The following is a 17,195-nucleotide window of genomic DNA, read 5'->3' as shown; positions in this document are numbered from 1 at the left end:
CATACGCAATGAACGTTGCAGATACTGCAACGGGCCGGATCAGGGAGGCCTCATGCCCGCCGACAACCCCTCCGAAGCCCTCGCGCACCTCGCCGGGGAACGCGTGGACCACCGCTTCAAGGGCCTCCCCCCGGACGCCGACGGCCTCACCGTCGGCGAGCTGGCCGCCCAGCGCCGCAACCTCTTCACCGACGGCTTCGCAACCCCGGTGCTCGCGCTGTCCGCCGAGCGCCTGGAGCACAACCTCGCGCTGATGGAGACGTACGCCGCCCGCCACGGCCTCGCCTTCGCCCCGCACGGCAAGACCACCATGGCGCCCCAGCTGTTCCAGCAGCAGATCGAGCGCGGCGCCTGGGGCATCACGCTCGCGGTGCCGCACCAGGTGCGGGTCGGGCGCGCCTTCGGCGTCCGGCGCGTCTTCCTCGCGAACGAACTCGTGGACCCCGCCGCCCTGCGCTGGATCTCGCGCGAACTCGACGCCGACCCGGACTTCCGGTTCATCTGTTACGTCGACTCCGTGCGCGGGGTCGAGCTCATGGACGCGGCACTGGAAGGCGCGGGCCGCCCGCTGGACGTCGTCGTGGAGCTCGGCGCGGGCGAGGGGGCCCGTACCGGGGTGCGTACGGAGGCGGAGTGCGCCGCCGTCGCCGACGCGGTGGCCGGCACCCGTACGCTGCGGCTCGTCGGGGTCGCGGGGTACGAGGGCGAGGTGCCGCGGGCCGATCCGGAGCGAGTGCACGCCTGGCTGCGGCGCCTGGTGGCCCTGGCGGTCGACTTCGACAAGGCAGGGCGGTTCGAGGGGCTGGACGAGATCGTCGTCAGCGCGGGCGGCAGCGCCTGGTTCGACGCGGTGGCCGACGTGTTCGACCAGATCCCCGAACTCTCCTCGCCCGTCCTGAAGTTGCTGCGGTCCGGCGCGTACGTCTCGCACGACGACGGCCACTACCGCAGGCTCACGCCCTTCAACCGGGTCCCCGAGGAGGGCGCGCTGGAGCCGGCGTTCCGCCTCTGGGCGCAGGTCGTCTCCCGCCCCACCGCCGAGCAGGCCTTCGTCAACGCGGGCAAGCGGGACGCGGCCCACGACCTCGACCTGCCCTTCGCCCAGGTGATCCGCCGGGACGGCACCGAGCGCCCGGCGACCGGCGTCGAGGTGACCGGTCTGTCCGACCAGCACGCGTGGCTGCGGACGACCGGCGAGGCGGACCTGGAGGTCGGAGACTGGGTGGGGATGGGCCTGTCCCACCCGTGCACGTCCTTCGACAAGTGGCAGCTGATCCCGCTGGTCGAGGCGGACGGCACGGTCGTCGACTACATCCGTACGTTCTTCTAGAGGGAGCCTGCGATGGAGGAGCTCGTCATCCGGGACGCGGACGTCGTGGACGGCAGCGGCGAGCCGTCGTACCGGGCGGACGTGGTGGTCGACGGCGGCAGGATCGTCTCGATCGTGAAGGAGGCGGCCGCGGCCGGCTGCCTGCGCCCCAAGGCCATGCGGGAGCTGGACGCCGAGGGCCTGGTCCTCTCCCCCGGCTTCATCGACATGCACGCTCACAGCGACCTGGCTCTCCTCCGGGACCCCGACCACAGCGCGAAGGCGGCCCAGGGGGTCACCCTCGAGGTCCTGGGCCAGGACGGGCTGTCGTACGCCCCCGTCGACGACCGCACCCTCGCCGAGGTGCGCACCGCGATCACCGGCTGGAACGGGCACGGAGACGACGTCGACTTCGACTGGCGGTCGGTCGGCGAATACCTGGACCGGCTCGACCGGGGCATCGCCGTCAACGCCGCCTATCTCGTTCCGCAGGGCACGGTCCGGATGCTCGCCGTCGGCTGGGAGGACCGCGAGGCGACGCCCCGGGAGCTGGACCGGATGCGGGAGCTGGTCGCCGAGGGGCTGGAGCAGGGCGCGGTCGGCATGTCGTCGGGGCTGACCTACACGCCCGGCATGTACGCCAAGGACGCCGAACTGACCGAACTGTGCCGGGTGGTGGCGCGGTACGGCGGCTACTACTGCCCGCACCACCGCTCCTACGGCGCCGGGGCGCTGGAGGCGTACGCGGAGATGGTGGCCCTGACCCGCGAGGCGGGCTGCTCCCTCCATCTCGCCCACGCCACCATGAACTTCGGCGTGAACGAGGGGCGCGCGCCCGAGCTGCTGACGCTGCTGGACGAGGCGCTCGCCTCCGGGGCGGACATCACCCTCGACACGTACCCCTACACCCCCGGCTCCACCACCCTCGTGGCGCTGCTGCCCAGTTGGGCGAACGAGGGCGGACCTGAGGCGGTCCTCAAGCGGCTGGCGGACGACGACACGGCCGACCGCGTCCGGCACCACCTGGAGGCCGTCGGCTCGGACGGCTGTCACGGCGTGCCGGTCGACTGGGACACGGTCGAGATCTCCGGCGTGACGGACCCCGCCCTGGCGGACTTCGTCGGCCGTACGGTCCGGCAGTCGGCGGACGCGCGCGGCGAGACCCCCTGGACCACCGCCCGGCACCTGCTCCTGACGGACCGGCTCGGCACGACCATCCTCCAGCACGTCGGTCACGAGGAGAACGTCCGGCAGATCATGCGGCACCCCGTCCACACCGGCGGCTCGGACGGCATCCTGCAGGGAAGCAAGCCGCATCCGCGGGGCTACGGCACCTTCCCGCGGTATCTCGGGCGGTATGTGCGGGAGTTGGAGGTGCTGTCGCTGGAGGAGTGCGTCGCGCACCTCACCTCGCGACCGGCGGCGCGGCTGCGGCTGCCCGACCGGGGCCTGGTCCGCGAGGGGTACCGGGCCGACCTGGTGCTGTTCGATCCGGCGACGGTGGCACCGGGGGCGACCTTCGAGGAGCCGCGCACCCTGCCGACGGGCATTCCGTACGTCTTCGTGGACGGGAAGCCGGTGATCGAGGACGGGCGGCGCACGGACGTGCTGGCGGGACGGGCGGTCCGTCGCAGTCCCGTGCGACGGAACGCCACCCCGGCCTGAGCTACGGCTTGGGCAGCACGCACCCGCTGGCGCCCAGGTTCAGCTTGTTGCCGGTGGTGAAGCAGGCCGGGATCTGGTAGGTCTCCTCGGCGTAGTTGATGCCCTGGCGGACGGTGACGTTGCCGCTCGCGTCGACCTCGCACGGGTTGTTCTCCGTGCAGCGCTCGCCGTCCTCGTTGCCGGTGTTGTTGACGGCGACGACCTTGCCGGTGGCGTTGTCGATCACCGGGGAGCCCGAGGTGCCGCCGATGGTCTGGCAGGCGGAGGTGTAGCGGACCGAGTCCTTCCAGGTCCAGTCGCCCTCCTGGAGGCGGTAGACGAACCCGTCGATGTCGCAGGCGTAGGTCCGCTTCCAGTAGCCGGAGGCGACCGTGATGGCGGTACCGGCGGCCGGGTGGGTGTCCTGCAGGGTCAGCGGGCTGATGCCGTAGGAGCTCTTGATCGCGGAGTACGTGGTCGTCAGGCGGTAGATCGTGACGTCCGTGTCGGTCATCGTCGAGTAGACGACCTGGTTGGCGCGGAGCGTGGCGACCTTGCTGCCGGCCGAGTTCAGCAGGCCGAAGGTACGGCTGGAGGACTGGCCGGTGATGACCTCGCCGGCCGCGGGGAAGCCGGTCTCCAGGCAGTGGCCGTTGGTCAGGACGAGCGCCGGGTCGCTGTCCGCGGAGCTCGGGAAGCGGATGACGGAGCCGGAGCAGTTGCTCAGCGAGACGGTGCCGGCGAAGGTGACGGCCTTGATCGTCGGGGCCGGCGCGGGCGCCGCGACCGCCGGTGCCGCGCCGGCCCCGGCGAGTACCAGGGCGGTGACGACGGCGCCGAGAGGCTTTTTCATGTGGGGGTCCCCTCTTGCGACTGAATTTGTCATGCGCATTGTGAACTGAGGGGGATGCCCGGACAAGGAGGCGTTTCAGGACCACGGTTGGCGGATTTCGATGCCCCCGATGGGGGGCTGGGCGGCACCCACGTCAGGGGCGGATGGGACTGCTGAGCCAGCCACGGGCGATAACAGCCCAAACCGACGCGTCTCGCGTGGTGGAAAACACGGTCCACGAGGCGTTACCGGGCCGTAAGCTCCCAGACATGCAGGTGATCCAGTCGACCAAGCTCGCCAACGTCTGTTACGAGATCCGGGGCCCGGTGCTCGAGGAGGCGATGCGGCTCGAGGCGGCCGGGCATCGGATCCTCAAGCTGAACACCGGCAACCCGGCGGCGTTCGGCTTCGAGTGCCCCCCGGAGATCCTGGAGGACATCCTCCGCAACGTCTCGACGGCGCACGGCTACGGCGACGCGAAGGGCCTGCTGGCCGCCCGTCGCGCGGTCGTCATGCACAACCAGACCCTCGGCATCGAGACGGACGTCGAGCACGTCTTCATCGGCAACGGCGTCTCCGAGCTGATCGTGATGGCCATGCAGGGCCTGCTGGACGACGGCGACGAGGTGCTGGTCCCCGCCCCCGACTACCCGCTGTGGACCGCCGCCGTCTCGCTCTCCGGCGGTACGGCCGTGCACTACCGGTGCGACGAGCAGGCCGACTGGATGCCCGACCTCGCGGACATCGAGCGCAAGGTCACCGACCGCACCAAGGCGATCGTCATCATCAACCCCAACAACCCGACGGGGGCCGTCTACGACGAGGCGATGATCAAGGGGCTCACCGACATCGCCCGCCGCCACAACCTGCTGGTCTGCTCCGACGAGATCTACGACAAGATCCTCTACGACGGCGCCGCGCACACCCCGACGGCCGCGGTGGCCCCGGACCTGCTGACCCTCACCTTCAACGGCATGTCGAAGGCGTACCGGGTGGCCGGCTACCGGGTGGGCTGGATGTCGATCTCCGGGCCGCGCGCGCACGCCGACTCCTACATCGAGGGCCTGACGATCCTGGCGAACATGCGGCTGTGCGCGAACATGCCCGGTCAGCACGGGGTCGTGGCCGCGCTCAGCGGGCGGCAGTCCATCAACGACCTGGTGCTGCCGGGCGGGCGCCTGAAGGAGCAGATGGACACGGCGTACGAGCTGCTCACACAGATCCCGGGGGTGAGCTGCGTACGGCCCAAGGGGGCGCTGTACCTGTTCCCGCGGCTCGATCCCAAGGTGTTCAAGATCAAGGACGACCGGCGGATGGTGCTGGACCTGCTGCGCAGCGAGAAGATCATGGTCGTCCAGGGTTCCGGCTTCAACTGGCCCGAACCCGATCACTTCCGGGTGGTGACCCTGCCGACGGTGACGGATCTGCGCGACGCCGTGGGCCGGATCGGGCGCTTCCTGGACGGCTACGGCCAGCCTTAAACCTCTTCGGCCCACGATCTTTTCCGTTCCCTCAACTTTAGACGCAATCTAAGCTAGGATGGGTTCCTGACAGCTTCTGGAGGCCATCCCATGTACGAGCCGATCCGCACCAAGTCGGTCCACAGCACGATGGCCGGCACGACCTCGGACTTCCCGCACCGCTCCCGCGAGGAGGAGCTGGACATCCAGCTCGCGGGACATCTCGCGGCCCTGCTCGCGGTCACGGACGAGTTGCGGTCGGCGGCGCCCTCCGCCGACCTGGACGAGGCGGCCGAGCGGCTCGCCGAGCAGGTGGCCCGGCTGCGGGGCGGCGTGACGCCGGTCCGCATGTCCGTGGCACCGGCCGGGACCGACCTCACCACCCTGCACGAGCGGGCGCACGCCCTCGCGGGGCGGGCGCTGGTGGTGGCGGCGTCGCGGGCGGACACGGCGGCGGCGATCCTCTCGGCGGAACGTATGGATGCGCACCGTGAGGCTCTCGAGCCTCGCGAGCTCGCGTCGCGCTGAGCCCTTCGGGCTCCTCTTGACGGCCCCGGTCCGCGTGCACCCGCAGCGACGCGCGGACCGGGCGCCACACACTGTGTTGGCTTGAGCGGCGTGCTTTTGTCACGCCGGGTTGTTCAGTGCCGGTGGTCTGTGGTGCGGTGCCTAGTCGCCATAGGGGTTCGTGTCGTTGGGCGGCTGCAGGTTCGTTGTGGCTTGTCGCGCCCACGCGGCGGAGCCGCAAATCGATACAGCCCCGCGCCCCCTGTGGGGCGCGTTGCAGCGAAGGCCTGTCGTTGCCGTTTCGTCGGGGCGGACGGGTGGCAACGACAGGCCTGGGACCCCTCACGTCGTTGTGTGGGGCCTCGCCGGTTGTTCCGCGGCCGGTCGTCACGGTCGCTGGTCAGGGCATCCCGACCGGCCGCGGAGTCTCATACGGGGTGTCAGCCCAGGCGCTGGACCAGTGCCCGGTACTCGTCCCACAGTTCCTTCGGCGTGTGGTCGCCGAACGTGTTGAGGTGCTCGGGGATCAGGGAGGCCTCCTCGCGCCACACGTCCCTGTCGACCGTCAGCAGGAAGTCGAGGTCGGACTCGGACAGTTCGAGACCCTTCGTGTCGAGGGCACCCTTGGCCGGCAGGATGCCGATCGGCGTCTCGACGCCCTCGGCCTTGCCGTCCAGGCGCTCCACGATCCACTTCAGGACGCGGCTGTTCTCGCCGAACCCGGGCCAGACGAACTTGCCCTCGTCGTTCTTGCGGAACCAGTTGACGTAGTAGATCTTCGGCAGCTTGGACTGGTCCTTGTCCTTGGCCACGTCGATCCAGTGCCCCATGTAGTCGCCCATGTTGTAGCCGCAGAACGGCAGCATGGCGAAGGGGTCCCGGCGCAGTTCGCCGACCTTGCCCTCGGCGGCGGCGGTCTTCTCGGAGGCCACGTTGGCGCCGAGGAAGACACCGTGGTTCCAGTCGAAGGACTCGGTCACCAGCGGGACGGCGGACGCGCGCCGGCCGCCGAAGAGGATCGCCGAGATCGGCACGCCCTTGGGGTCCTCCCACTCGGGCGCGATGATCGGGCACTGCGAGGCCGGCACGGTGAAGCGGGCGTTGGGGTGGGCGGCCGGGGTGCCGGACTCCGGCGTCCAGTCGTTGCCCTTCCAGTCGGTGAGGTGGGCCGGGGTCTCCTCCGTCATGCCCTCCCACCAGATGTCGTCGTCGTCCGTCAACGCCACGTTGGTGAAGACCGAGTTGCCCCACAGCGTCTTCATCGCGTTGGCGTTGGTGTGCTCACCCGTGCCGGGCGCGACGCCGAAGAAGCCGGCCTCGGGGTTGATGGCGTACAGCCGGCCGTCCTCGCCGAAGCGCATCCAGGCGATGTCGTCGCCGATGGTCTCCACGGTCCAGCCGGAGACCGTGGGCTCCAGCATGGCGAGGTTGGTCTTGCCGCAGGCCGAGGGGAAGGCCGCCGCCACGTACTTGGACTCGCCGGTCGGCGGGGTGAGCTTCAGGATGAGCATGTGCTCGGCCAGCCAGCCCTCGTCGCGGGCCATGACGGACGCGATGCGCAGGGCGTAGCACTTCTTGCCGAGCAGGGCGTTGCCGCCGTACCCGGAGCCGTAGGACCAGATCTCGCGACTCTCGGGGAAGTGCGAGATGTACTTGGTGGAGTTGCACGGCCACGGTACGTCCGCCTCGCCCTCGGCCAGCGGGGCGCCCAGCGTGTGCACGGCCTTGACGAAGAAGCCGTCGGAGCCGAGCTCGTCGAGGACCGGCTGTCCCATGCGGGTCATGGTGCGCATGGACACGGCGACATAGGCGGAGTCGGTGATCTCGACGCCGATCGCGGACAGGTCCGAGCCGAGCGGGCCCATGCAGAACGGGACGACGTACATCGTCCGGCCCTTCATCGAGCCCCGGAAGACGCCCTCCTCACCGGTGAAGATCTCCCGCATCTCCGCGGGGTCCTTCCAGTGGTTCGTCGGGCCCGCGTCCTCCTCCTTCTCGGAGCAGATGAAGGTCCGGTCCTCGACGCGCGCGACGTCGGTCGGGTCGGAGGCCGCGTAGTACGAGTTGGGGCGCTTGATCGGGTCGAGCTTCTTGAAGGTGCCTTTCGAGACGAGCTCCCCGCACAGTCGCTCGTACTCGGCCTCGGATCCGTCACACCAGACCACGCTGTCCGGTTGGGTCAGTTCGGCGATCTCGTTCACCCACGAGACCAGTTCCTTGTGGTGGGTGGGGATGACGGTGGGAGCCGCGTTGTCGCGCGCCACGATTGCTCCTAAATGAGGGATTTTTTGTTTGGAGGCCCCGTGGGGGCTGCGACCCGGATGCTTCGTGGCTGGATCTTCAGCGCTCATCCGGTGCCGACCGCACTCATTTGATCATCCGACGCGAGTGCCCATATGTCCAGAGGGCCTCACAGGTGAGCGGAGTGGGGATCGTCACGTGCCTTTTGTGCCCGACGCGTTTATTTGCGTGCACCTAGGGTTCAAGAGACCGTTTCTTTGCGCTGGAAGCGCGGGGGCCCGAACGTGCGTGAGATGATGGCCACTCTTCGTCGGTTCTCGACCCGCTCTGATCCGTAACTTACGGTCCCGTAGGTACGATGCGAGGCATGACAGCGCCCGTACCCGACGCGCCCTCGGACACGCCGGTCGCCGGCCACGGTGCCGAGGCGCCCTCCATCCCGCACCAGATCAAACAGCACGCCCAGCAGCTCGCCGAGCCGATCAAACCGAAGCTCCGCGGCTGGCTGCACCTGGGCATGTTCCCGGCGGCCCTGGTCTCGGGCCTGGTCCTGACCGCCCTGGCGCACTCGACCAGAGGGCGCATCGCCTGCGGGATCTTCGCCCTGACGGCCTGCCTGCTGTTCGGCGTGAGCGCGCTGTACCACCGGGGCAACTGGAGCCCCCGGATGGACGGCGTGCTGCGCCGCCTGGATCACGCCAACATCTTCCTGATCATCGCCGGCACCTACACCCCGCTGACGATGCTGCTGCTGCCCGGCGCGAAGGGGCAGTGGCTGCTGTGGGGCATCTGGGCGGCGGCCGCGGCGGGGATAGTCTTCCGCGTCTTCTGGGTCGGCGCCCCGCGCTGGCTCTACACCCCCTGCTACATCGCCATGGGCTGGGCGGCCGTCTTCTTCCTGCCCGACTTCATGCGCACCGGCGGCATCGCCGTCCTGGTCCTGGTCATCGTGGGCGGCCTGCTCTACAGCGCGGGCGGCGTGATCTACGGCATCAAGCGGCCGAACCCGTCACCGCGCTGGTTCGGCTTCCACGAGGTCTTCCACTCCTTCACCCTGGCCGCCTTCATCGCCCACTACGTGGGGATCTCGCTGGTGGCGTACCAGCACGGCTAGCCGTCGGCTCTCGCACGCGCGGGCGGGCGGGTGCCGGACAATGGCGTCCATGCCCGCCCCCACCTCTGCCCCGGCCGACCGCCCCCGACCGGGCCTGCGCGAGCGCAAGAAGACCAAGACCCGCGAGGCGATCCGGGCCGCGACCCACGCGTTGATCAAGGAGCAGGGGTACGAGGCCACGACGGTCGAGCAGATCGCCGAGCGCGCCGAGGTGTCGCCGTCGACCGTCCTGCGGTACTTCCCGGCCAAGGAGGACATCGTCCTCGCGGACGAGCACGACCCGCTGTTGCTCGAGGAGTTGCGCGCCCGGCCGGTGGGCGAGCCGTGGATGGACTCGATGCGGCACGTGACGCGCCTGGCAACGGACGCGCTGATGGCCGAGGATCCGGAAGTGGTCCGGATGCGGGCCCGCCTCGCGGTCGAGGTCCCCGCCGTCCGCTCCCGGGTGGCCGAGAGCATGGCGGAGCGGGGACGACTGCTCCGCGCGGTCCTCGCCGAGCGCACCGGTCTGGACGCCGACAGCGTCGAGGTGCGGGTCTGCGCGAGGTCCCTCGTCGGCGGCCTGATGGAGGCCACGCTGGCCTGGGCGGAGAACGACTTCGAGGACGACCTCCGCACCCTGCTGGACCGCGCCCTGGACGTCCTGGAGCACGGCCTGTCCTCCCGAAACCCCTGAGCCCCGCGCCCTCCGACATGCCATCCTGACCGGGTGAACGGTCCCGAGATCCACGTCGAGTTCGCCCCCGACCTGGCCCTGTTCGTCGCGCGCGGGCCGCGCCGCACCCTCGTCACCGACGGCGTCTCCAGCCTCGGCCACGTCGTCGAGTCGGCCGGTGTCCCGCTGACCGAGGTCGGCTCCCTGTGGGTCGACGGCCGCGAGGTACCGACGTCGTACGTCGCCTCCGCCGGCGACTCGGTGGAGGTGCGGCCCGTCGGACGCCCCCAGCGGGTCCCCGGCGCTCCCCTGCGCTTCCTGCTCGACGTCCATCTCGGCACCCTCGCCCGTCGGCTGCGGCTGCTGGGCGTGGACACGGCGTACGAGTCGACGGACCTCGGCGACCCCGCCCTCGCCGCCCTCTCCGCCGCCGAGCAGCGGGTCCTGCTCAGCCGCGACCGGGGCCTGCTGCGGCGCCGCGAACTGTGGGCCGGCGCCTACGTCTACAGCACCCGCCCCGAGGACCAGCTGAAGGACGTCCTGGACCGGTTCCGGCCCGAACTGCGGCCGTGGACGCGCTGCACCGCCTGCAACGGCCTGCTGAAGGAGGCCACCAAGGACGAGGTCGCGGACCAGCTGCACGGCGGCACACAGCGGTCGTACGACGTCTTCGCGCAGTGCCGGGAGTGCGGGCGGGCGTACTGGAAGGGCGCGCACCACGAGCAGCTGGTGGCCATCGTGGAGCGCGCCCTCGCGGAGTTCGCCGGTTAGCGTCGGCGGACGTCCCCCTTTCCGCAGGCGATGCCGTCCCTGTTCGGGTCGAGGCCGAGGGGGTCGTCACCGCCGTTGACCTTCAGACGGCCGTAGTCGTTCGCCTTCAGCCAGGCGCAGCGGGCGGCCGTGGTGCGCTGCACGTTCGTCGGGAAGACGGTCGGCACGCACACGTTGATCGAGCCGTAGTGCCGGTCGCAGCCGGAGATGGTGACCGGGACCTTCTGCGAGGTGCGCCTCTTGCCGGGTCCGGTCACCTTGCCCGAGAGGGAGTCGGCGAAGGAGTGGACGTGGGCGGCGGCGGTGTTCGCGCTCAGCGCCTGCGGACCCTCCAGATGCACCCACTTGGCCACGGACGGCACGCCGTTGGCGTCGACCGCGAAGAGCATGTACCAGCCGGGCGGCGCCACGTTCGGGTTGTTGGTGACGTTCAGGTCGACGTTGTCCCCGTCCACCGACAGCGGCAGGTCCACGAACCGCTGGTTGGGGTCGGAGGAGTGCGTGACGGCGGCCGGACGGATCAACTCGGCCTTGACGATGGCGTGGTCGACGGTGATCCGCTGGGTGTCGCCGTAGTGCCACTCGGTGTTGATCATCGACGTGATCGTCGGACGCTCGCCCTTGAGCAGGTAGGGCGGGGTGTAGATCGACACGTTGTGGTTCCAGGTGCCGTTGCCCGGGTTGTCGCCGGTCGCCATCACCCGGCCGTCGGGCAGCAGGAACGCGGAGGAGTGGTAGCCGCGGGCCTGCGGGTCCGCGGCCACCGGGTCGAAGGTGTTGGACTGCGGGTCGTAGAGCGAGGACTCGTACACGGGGTTGGCGCGGTTGTGCAGCGCGCCGCCGGTCTCCAGTACCTTGCCGTCGGGCAGCAGGACCGCGGAGACGTACATCTTGCCCTGGTTGCCGGTCTCCGGGACCGGGCCGTTGCCGAGGTCGACCGTGCCCTGCGGAAGCGGAGGGCCGGCGACGTACGACGGGTTGGCCTGCTTCAGGTCGATCACGTCGGTCAGGCGGTTGGCGTCCGGGTTGGAGTCGATGTTGCCGCCGCCGATGGTGAGGACCTTCTGGTCCTGCGCGGGCGGCAGCAGCACGCTCGCCGACTGGTCCCGCTGGTCCTTGTTCTGCAGGCCCGGGACCTGCGTGATCGTGTTGGCGTTGTAGTCGTAGATCGCCGAGCCGGTGCCGGGGATGTTGTTGCCGAAGACATGGCTGCCCGAGTAGAACAGCCGGCCGTCCTGCATCAGGATCATCGACGGGTACAGGCCCCAGTACGACCAGGTCTGGTTGACCTTCCACAGCGGCAGCCACTGCTGCTGGGTGTTGGACCAGTACTCGGTGGTCACCGAACCGGTCGAGTCCTCGCGCAGGCCGCCGAAGGAGACGACGTCACCGTTGCCGAGCTCGGTCGCCGACGGGTACCAGTGGCCGTCGTTGAGGTCGTTGGTCTTGCTGTAGGTCTCGGTCACCGGGTCGAAGATGTACGAGTCCTTGTAGCCCTCGTAGCCGTGCGAACCGTCCGCCGCCGGGAACGCCTTGTTGCCACTGAGCACCAGGACTCGCCCGTCCTGGAGCTGGATGTGGCCCGAGCAGAACATGTCCTTCGGCGTCGGGATGACCTTGTACGTCCCGTCCGCCGGGTTGTAGACGGCGCTGGTGAACGTCCCCGCGTTGAACTGCTCCTCGCTGTTGCCGGAGCCGGCGATCAGCAGCACCTTGCCGTTGTTGAGGACGACGGAGTGCATGGAGCGCACCGGGTTCTGCGTGGGCAGCACGTCCCAGCGGCCGTTGGCGCACTGGTCCGCGGTGGCCGTGCAGGTCGCGGGCGGGACCGGGTCGGTGACCTGGTCCATCGTGTAGTCGTCGGTGGTCGCCGAGCCGGTGCCGTAGACGGAGACACCCCAGGTGATGCGGTCGGTGCCGGCCGGGATCTGGGGCGTGCGGACCGTGGCCTGCGTCCAACTCGACTGCATGTCCAGCGTCTTGAGGTCGGTCCAGTACTGCCAGCCGGCCGTGGCGTCGTGCCGGAACAGGGTGATGTTGGCGTCCGGGGTGGTCGTCTTGTACCAGAGCCCGAGGTCGTACTGCTTGCCCACCGTCACGGCCGGCGCGCAGTCGGAGGTCTCCAGGATCATGGCCTTGCGGTCGCCGTCGACCCGCCGGGTCAGCGTGACCTTCATGGCCTTGGACCCGGAGTGGGCGTCCGAGGTGGTCTCGAAGGTGAAGTCGTTGTCGCCCCAGCCGGACTTCTCCCAGCAGTACGGCATGTCGCCCGAACCGGCGGTCTCGAAGCCCGGGTTGGTGATGAGGTTGGCGGCCTGGGCCGCCTGGGGCGAGGTGAGCAGCAGACCGGCGGTCAGGGCCCCCACCCCGAGCAGCGCGGTCGTTCTTCGGCGGTACGTCACACGGCTCTCCTTGCAGCGGTGCCTTTCCCGCGCCCCCTGCGCGGGAGGTAGACCAGCGCCTCGGTCCCGACGAAGCGCAGGACGAAGGTCGTCACCAGGGCGAGCGCGGTGGCGGACAGGGCCCCCATGCCGAACCGGTGCACGAACAGGGTGATCAGCGGGATGCGCAGCACCAGGTCGGCGTTGGCGAGCAGCGCGAACCGGCCGACGCGGTCCCACCAGCGGCGGTGCTGCCGGCGTTCGCGGAACAGCAGCTGCTCGATGAGGACGAAGTTCCAGGCGACGCCGAACTGGTTGGCGATGATCTCGGCCGGGACGTAGTGCATCCCCGCCCTGGTCAGCGCCCACAGCCCGACGAGGTTGGGGAGGAACCCGCTCGCGCCGATCAGGCCGAAGGCCAGCATGCGGGCGACCGGCGAGGCGGTGCGCAGGCCGACCAGATGGCGCAGGAAGCGCAGGCCCTCCCGCGCACTGGACTTGGACTCGCCCGCGAAACGGTCCTGGAAGACGAACGGCACCTCGGTGACCTGGCGGGGGCGGCTGCGCACCGCCAGCTCCAGGAGGATCTTGTAGCCGAGCGGCTTGAGCGTGTCCGCCGCGATGTCGGCACGCCGGATCGCGAAGAAGCCGCTCATCGGGTCGCTGATGCCGCGCAGCCTGCGCGGGAAGAGCGCCTTGGTCAGCCAGGTCGCGCCCCGCGACACGGCCACCCGGTAGCTGCCGGCCAGCCCGGCCCGGCTGCCGCCCTTGATGTACCGGGAGGCGACCACGAGCCCTGCGTGGGCCCGCTCACCGGTGGCCACCAACTCCGGTACCAGCGACGGCGGATGCTGGCAGTCGCCGTCCATGACGACGATCCAGTCCGACCCGGCCGCCCGCATGCCCTCGACGACGGCGCCCCCGAGCCCGCCGACCGGCTCGTCCCGGTGCAGCACGGTCACCGGGAAAGGGCAGTCCCGGGCGGCCTCGTGGATGACCTCGGGGGTGTCGTCGGTGGAGTCGTCCACGAAGACGACCTCGCAGGGCAGCCGGGCGGGCACCGACTCGGTGATCTGGTGCAGCAGTTCACGGACGTTCGCGGACTCGTTGAACGTCGGTACGACGATGGTGACCGCCCCGGGTTCGGGGACCTCGGCGGCCCGGACCTCCGGGACGCGTGCGGTGTACTCGTGGGTCATCCGGCACCTCCGGCAGCCGCTGAGCTGGTCTGGATCCGCCGGATCTCGATCCGGTCCGCTCCGGTGCCGAAGGTGGCGACCGGGGTCGAGTGCTCGAGGGACGCCTTGACGTTGGGCAGGTTCACCGCGTCGCGCCGCACCGTCGGGGAGGCGACCACGTAGTCGAGGTCCTTCCAGCCGTGCGGCATCGTCTTCGTCACGGCCGGGTCGAGGTCGGCCTTGTAGAACCAGATGACGCCGAGCCCGGGCCGGTACCCGGCGTGCACGAGGTCCAGCCAGAGCGCGTCGTCGACGAGGACGCGGGTGCCCTTCGGGTCGTCGACCTTCGTGGTCAGCCATGTGGAGGCGGCCCGGTAGGGGGCGTTGGCGTCGGCGGTGACGGCGGTACGGTCACCGTCGTACCACTTCGGGACGACGTAGGCGCCGGCCGCGAGGGCGAGGACGGCGGCGAGGGCGTACCGGCCGTTCGTCCGCCACCGCAGCTCGTCGGGACGGCGCCACCGGCGCAGGACGGCGTGCGCGACGGAGGCGGTGCCGCCGGCGAGGACCAGGGCGAGGAAGGGCAGCGCCTGGATGACGTACATCGCGGGCAGGTAGCCGTTGGGGCGCAGGGCGAGCGCGGTGAGGATCGCGATCGTCAGGGCCGGGCCGGCCAGCGCGCGGGAGGTGACCGACCAGCGCCAGGTGGCCACCAGCAGCAGCGCGCCGGCGAGACCGCCGAGGGGCAGGATCCGGTCGTAGTAGAGCCAGGAGTGCAGGACGCCCCAGGAGCCGGAGCCGTGGTTCAGGATGAAGCCCGAACCGGGCCTGGTCATCTGGTACGTGATGCCCTGCCAGAGGGAGACGTGTCCGCCACCGGGGAACAACTCGCCCTTGAGCAGCGCGAACAGGGGATAGCTGAAGCCGATCAGCAGGCAGGCGGTGACGGCGCCGGTGAGCGCGAACTTCCGGGTGTCCCGGTGGCTGTGCCGCCACATGGTGACGAACAGGGCCGGCAGGACGACGAGCATCGTCTCCTTGGTGAGCACGGCCGTCGCGGCGGCGAGGCCCGCGCCGAAGTGGTGCCAGAGGTGACGGCTCGGGGACGCGGCGAGGGTGAAGGCGAGCAGCGCCCACATCACCGCGATGTTGTCGAGGAAGATCTCGCGCTGCAGGACGACGGAGAGCGGCGAGAGACCGAAGAGGGCCATCGCGAGGCCGGCGGCCCAGCGGGGCAGCGCCAGGCGGCGGGCCAGGACGTAGACGAGGACCGCGCTGACCGCGGAGACGACCAGCATCGCCACGCGCATGGAGCCGACGGTCATCGAGCCGGGACTCAGCCAGGACGGGATCCAGGTCAGCAGGGCGATCTGGATCCAGCCGAGCGGCGGATGGTCGTACCAGTAGGTGTAGTGGGCGAGTCCCCTGCCCTGCTGGACCGCCCAGGCCTGGGCGAGGTAGGTGCCCTCGTCGTCGCTGAGGGTCGGGTAGTCGGCGATGTTCCAGCCCTGCACGACGAGGATCGCCACGAGCAGCAGGCCGCACAGGACGAGGTCGGGACGGGAGGAACGCAGGCGCCGCGGCGGGGCCGCGGGGTCGGTCGCAGCGGTCTCGGGCACAGGCCGGCGCTGCGCGGGGACCTTCGGGGTGGTCACCGCGGGAAGGGTGGAGGTCACGCAGGGACGTCCTCTCGGATTACCGCCGTGTCGTTCAGATGCGCGCCGACATGGCTGGTCAACTCCCAGTCGTTGCGGCCGCGTTGCTCGCGCCAGACGGCGCGGATCGCGGCTCCGGCGAGGAGGACCTGGTAGAAGGGGCCGCCCACGACCAGCTTGAGGTAGTGGACGAGCCGGACGCGCAGTCCGTACTGCTTGCCGAAGTCGTGCAGTCCGACGACCTCGAAGACGAAGGTGACAGCCGCCGTGACCAGCGGCAGGAAGGTGAGGAAGGCGATCCCGACGGGCACGTCCAGGAAGAACGCGACCGCCGCGTTCAGCGGGATGATCACGCCGGAGAACGCCTGCAGGAACGGCGTCATCAGGGTGTAGCGGGCCAGCAACCGCTGCCCGAAGCCCGGGAGTTGACGCCAGTCCTTCTTCCGGTAGACCTGCAGGAAGCCCTGGTTCCACCGGGTCCGCTGCTTGAGCAGCGACATCAGGGAGCCCGGGGTCTCCTCGCGGGTCACCATGTCGGAGTCGTAGGCGACGACGACCTTCTTGCCGACGGACGACAGCCGGACACCCAGATCGCAGTCCTCGGCCAGGCAGTTGGGATCCCAGCCGTCGGCCTCCCTGAGCACATCGGTGCGCACGAAGACGGTGTTGCCGCCGAGCGGGATGAACCCCTTCTGCGCGTGCAGGTGCAGCCGGGAGCGGAACCAGAAGAAGTACTCCAGGCAGTTGCGCAGCGCGTACCAACTGGAGTGGAAGTTGATGAGCTGGACCCCGCCCTGGACGACGTCGGCGCCGGTCGTCCGGAAGGCGTGGTCGACGTGGGCGAGGAGCTCCGGGTGGACCTGGTCCTCGGCGTCGAAGACCCCGACGACGTCGCCGCGGCAGTGCGGCAGCGCCGTGTTCATGGCCTTCGGCTTGTTCTTCTTCTCGTGGGTGTCGACGACGACCCGCACCCGCGGGTCACGGGCGGCGGCCGCCTCGGCCACCTCGGTGGTCCCGGGGTCGTCGTGCCCCACGATCACGATGATCTCGTAGTCGGTGTGCGTGGACTCCAACAGCCGCTGGATGGTGTGGTCCAGCACGGCCTGCTCGTGCCGTGCCGGCACCAGCAGCGAGAAGGAGACGTGCTCGTCCCCGTCGGGTCTGCCGAACCGGGTGGAGGCGAGCACCTCGGGCGTGCGCCAGGCGTGCATCTGCCACCACAGCGTGAAGGCGGCCATCCAGAAAAGGGCAAGCGAAACAGCGGCAATGAACACGGACGTCAGCAAGCAGATCCCCCCAGATCCCCAAAACCCCCTCCACGACGGTGAGTTACCTCCGTCGCGGGACAAAGCAGAGACTATGGGTGATCTGTGAAGCGCACAGGCCGTTTCGGTGAAGAGCGCGTTTCATCACAACGCGTCCCCACATTGAGCGATTCGACCGTCACC

13 protein-coding genes are annotated in these 17,195 nt (G+C 70.0%); 7 read left to right on the top strand and 6 right to left on the bottom strand.

Annotated elements, in window-relative coordinates:
* Window positions 1–52: 52 nt before the first annotated feature.
* Together ACIRVK_RS00285 and ACIRVK_RS00280 are read left to right on the top strand one after the other, a co-directional pair.
* Window positions 53–1,330, top strand: coding sequence for an amino acid deaminase (locus tag ACIRVK_RS00285; protein ID WP_404242345.1), 1,278 nt, complete (start codon window positions 53–55; stop codon window positions 1,328–1,330).
* A 12-nt stretch (window positions 1,331–1,342) separates the two neighbouring features.
* Window positions 1,343–2,974 carry an amidohydrolase family protein gene (locus ACIRVK_RS00280; RefSeq protein WP_404242343.1) on the top strand — a complete coding sequence of 544 codons (1,632 nt, stop codon included), beginning with the start codon at window positions 1,343–1,345 and terminating at the stop codon, window positions 2,972–2,974.
* A 1-nt stretch (window position 2,975) separates the two neighbouring features.
* Here ACIRVK_RS00280 and ACIRVK_RS00275 read toward each other — a convergent pair whose 3' ends face one another.
* On the bottom strand, window positions 2,976–3,806 hold the full coding sequence (locus tag ACIRVK_RS00275; protein WP_404242342.1) for a trypsin-like serine peptidase: 831 nt from the start codon (window positions 3,804–3,806) through the stop codon (window positions 2,976–2,978).
* Window positions 3,807–4,054: 248 nt separating this feature from the next.
* On the opposite strand from ACIRVK_RS00275, the gene ACIRVK_RS00270 reads away from it, so the two are divergent.
* Window positions 4,055–5,266, top strand: coding sequence for a pyridoxal phosphate-dependent aminotransferase (locus ACIRVK_RS00270; RefSeq protein ID WP_404242340.1), 1,212 nt, complete (start codon window positions 4,055–4,057; stop codon window positions 5,264–5,266).
* 90 nt (window positions 5,267–5,356) lie between these two features.
* The gene (locus tag ACIRVK_RS00265; protein ID WP_404242338.1) at window positions 5,357–5,773 is read left to right on the top strand and encodes a hypothetical protein; all 417 of its coding nucleotides are present in this window, start codon (window positions 5,357–5,359) and stop codon (window positions 5,771–5,773) included.
* A 419-nt stretch (window positions 5,774–6,192) separates the two neighbouring features.
* Here ACIRVK_RS00265 and ACIRVK_RS00260 read toward each other — a convergent pair whose 3' ends face one another.
* Entirely contained in the window at window positions 6,193–8,016 is a 1,824-nt protein-coding gene (locus ACIRVK_RS00260) for a phosphoenolpyruvate carboxykinase (GTP) (protein WP_404242336.1), read from the bottom strand.
* 344 nt (window positions 8,017–8,360) lie between these two features.
* Between ACIRVK_RS00260 and ACIRVK_RS00255 the strand changes: the two genes are divergently transcribed.
* From ACIRVK_RS00255 to ACIRVK_RS00245, 3 genes are read left to right on the top strand one after another with little or no spacing between them, the layout of a single operon-like run.
* Window positions 8,361–9,107, top strand: a complete 747-nt coding sequence (locus ACIRVK_RS00255; protein ID WP_404242334.1) for a hemolysin III family protein — start codon at window positions 8,361–8,363, stop codon at window positions 9,105–9,107.
* A gap of 40 nt (window positions 9,108–9,147) precedes the next feature.
* Window positions 9,148–9,783 carry a TetR/AcrR family transcriptional regulator gene (locus ACIRVK_RS00250; RefSeq protein ID WP_404242332.1) on the top strand — a complete coding sequence of 212 codons (636 nt, stop codon included), beginning with the start codon at window positions 9,148–9,150 and terminating at the stop codon, window positions 9,781–9,783.
* A gap of 33 nt (window positions 9,784–9,816) precedes the next feature.
* The gene (locus ACIRVK_RS00245; protein ID WP_404242330.1) at window positions 9,817–10,533 is read left to right on the top strand and encodes a Mut7-C RNAse domain-containing protein; all 717 of its coding nucleotides are present in this window, start codon (window positions 9,817–9,819) and stop codon (window positions 10,531–10,533) included.
* Here the strand turns inward: ACIRVK_RS00245 and ACIRVK_RS00240 are convergent.
* From ACIRVK_RS00240 to ACIRVK_RS00225, 4 genes are read right to left on the bottom strand one after another with little or no spacing between them, the layout of a single operon-like run.
* On the bottom strand, window positions 10,530–12,935 hold the full coding sequence (locus ACIRVK_RS00240) for a galactose oxidase-like domain-containing protein (RefSeq protein WP_404242328.1): 2,406 nt from the start codon (window positions 12,933–12,935) through the stop codon (window positions 10,530–10,532). The two genes, ACIRVK_RS00245 and ACIRVK_RS00240, sit on opposite strands and share 4 nt — an antisense overlap.
* Window positions 12,932–14,113 carry a glycosyltransferase gene (locus ACIRVK_RS00235; protein WP_404242326.1) on the bottom strand — a complete coding sequence of 394 codons (1,182 nt, stop codon included), beginning with the start codon at window positions 14,111–14,113 and terminating at the stop codon, window positions 12,932–12,934. The genes ACIRVK_RS00240 and ACIRVK_RS00235 overlap by 4 nt, the downstream gene beginning before the upstream one ends.
* Window positions 14,110–15,768 carry an ArnT family glycosyltransferase gene (locus ACIRVK_RS00230; RefSeq protein ID WP_404242324.1) on the bottom strand — a complete coding sequence of 553 codons (1,659 nt, stop codon included), beginning with the start codon at window positions 15,766–15,768 and terminating at the stop codon, window positions 14,110–14,112. Before ACIRVK_RS00230 ends, ACIRVK_RS00235 begins: the two co-directional genes overlap by 4 nt.
* Window positions 15,765–17,033 carry a glycosyltransferase gene (locus tag ACIRVK_RS00225; RefSeq protein WP_404242322.1) on the bottom strand — a complete coding sequence of 423 codons (1,269 nt, stop codon included), beginning with the start codon at window positions 17,031–17,033 and terminating at the stop codon, window positions 15,765–15,767. Before ACIRVK_RS00225 ends, ACIRVK_RS00230 begins: the two co-directional genes overlap by 4 nt.
* Between the last annotated feature and the right edge of the window lie 162 nt (window positions 17,034–17,195).

The organism is Streptomyces sp. NPDC101152 (genome assembly GCF_044768275.1).
Taxonomy (GTDB): Bacteria; Actinomycetota; Actinomycetes; order Streptomycetales; family Streptomycetaceae; genus Streptomyces.
This window is presented reverse-complemented; position numbering and strand designations above follow the sequence as displayed.

What these genes read in the sequence shown, in the direction of transcription:
- ACIRVK_RS00285 (WP_404242345.1), top strand. Translation starts at nt 53, where the DNA reads ATGCCCGCCGACAACCCCTCCGAAGCCCTCGCGCACCTCGCCGGGGAA.
- ACIRVK_RS00280 (WP_404242343.1), top strand. Translation starts at nt 1,343, where the DNA reads ATGGAGGAGCTCGTCATCCGGGACGCGGACGTCGTGGACGGCAGCGGC.
- ACIRVK_RS00275 (WP_404242342.1), bottom strand. Translation starts at nt 3,806, where the DNA reads ATGAAAAAGCCTCTCGGCGCCGTCGTCACCGCCCTGGTACTCGCCGGG.
- ACIRVK_RS00270 (WP_404242340.1), top strand. Translation starts at nt 4,055, where the DNA reads ATGCAGGTGATCCAGTCGACCAAGCTCGCCAACGTCTGTTACGAGATC.
- ACIRVK_RS00265 (WP_404242338.1), top strand. Translation starts at nt 5,357, where the DNA reads ATGTACGAGCCGATCCGCACCAAGTCGGTCCACAGCACGATGGCCGGC.
- ACIRVK_RS00255 (WP_404242334.1), top strand. Translation starts at nt 8,361, where the DNA reads ATGACAGCGCCCGTACCCGACGCGCCCTCGGACACGCCGGTCGCCGGC.
- ACIRVK_RS00250 (WP_404242332.1), top strand. Translation starts at nt 9,148, where the DNA reads ATGGCGTCCATGCCCGCCCCCACCTCTGCCCCGGCCGACCGCCCCCGA.
- ACIRVK_RS00235 (WP_404242326.1), bottom strand. Translation starts at nt 14,113, where the DNA reads ATGACCCACGAGTACACCGCACGCGTCCCGGAGGTCCGGGCCGCCGAG.